The organism is Janthinobacterium sp. FT14W (assembly GCF_009208755.1).
GTDB classification, from domain to species: domain Bacteria; phylum Pseudomonadota; class Gammaproteobacteria; order Burkholderiales; family Burkholderiaceae_D; genus Janthinobacterium; species Janthinobacterium violaceinigrum.
Window position 1 is genome coordinate 1 of record NZ_WFLL01000109.1, and the last position, 1,242, is coordinate 1,242.

Consider the following 1,242-nt stretch of genomic DNA (forward strand, 5'->3'; position numbering starts at 1 on the left):
GACGTGCCCACGCTGCACGGGTCGTCGTCCGTCGCGCCCGCCTGCGGCGCCTGCCCGTTTTGCGGATAGGCGCCGTCCTGGCGCACGCCATTCGGATTCATCGGCGCCGTGGCGCAGCCGGCCAGCAGGGCCGCGATGGTCAGCGCGGCAGCGGCGCGCAAGGTGGTTTGATTCAGCATGATGCCCTCTGATGATTAATTGATCGTTGTTTCCGTCTGCAGCACTTGCCGTTCGCGCTCGCGGATGCGGCGCGACAGATTGTCGATGCGCGCATTGCCGGGATCGACGCGGCGCGCGCTTTCCAGGTACGTCTTGGCCGCGTCGAACTTCCCCTCCAGCAAAGAACGCTCGGCGTCGCGCAGGAATGATTGCGCCATCTCGTTGCGCATGGCCGCGCCGCTATCGACGGGTGCAGTTTCCTGCGGGCGGCGCTCGGCCACCGCTGGACGTTCGACCGTGCGCGCGGGCGCCGTCTCCGGCGCTGCCGGCGTCGACACTTGCGCCGGCGCAGGTGCCGGTACTGAAACGGGCGCGGCCGCCGACAGCGCTTGCGCGTCGGCCTTCAACTGCGGCAATTCCACCGCTTCGCGGTCGATCGCTTCCAGCCTGGCGATGCCATTCTGTGCTGCCGTCGCATCCCTGCCATCGAGCGCCTGGCGCAGCCCCACCAGCACGGATGCGGCTGCCGCCTGCTGGCGTGCCAGCTGCTTGCGCAAGGAATCCACGCTGGACGCGCCCGCGCAATCGGCATCGAGCGCGGCGATGCCCCTGGCCGCGCTTTGCAATTGATGGCTATCGATATGGCGCTCGATGGCGCGCACGCTGCGCTGGCACCCGCCGGACGCGGCGCCCGCCTTGCCGATCGCCGCCTGCAAATCCTCGGCCTTGGCGCTGGACTTGCCCGTGCACGCCGTTTTCGCCGTCGCCAGCTTCTGGCGAGCGCCGTCCAGGCTGCCATTTGCCACCAGTTTCAAGCCGCTGTCGATGGCGTCATTGCAGGCCGATTCATTCTTGCTGCCCGGCTTGCCGTTCATGTAGACGATCACCATGGCCAGCACGGCAACGCCGCCCAGCCAGCGCAGCCACTTGCGCGGCGCTGGCGGCACGGGGGGGGCCGGTGGAGGTACGGGCTTCGGTGCGGCTTGCGGCTGCACCGGCTTTGGCGGCGGCACGGCAGCCGGCGCGGACACCGGCGGCGGCTTCGGCACCGGCTGGGCTTTCGGCGCAGGCGCAGGCGCCACC

Annotated in this window: 1 protein-coding gene; it reads right to left on the reverse strand. The window is 69.8% G+C overall.

Features of this window, described 5'->3' with window-relative positions:
• Positions 1–194: 194 nt before the first annotated feature.
• Positions 195–1,242: hypothetical protein (locus tag GCN74_RS29060; protein WP_226939276.1), on the reverse strand; the 1,048-nt coding region annotated here is incomplete at its 5' end.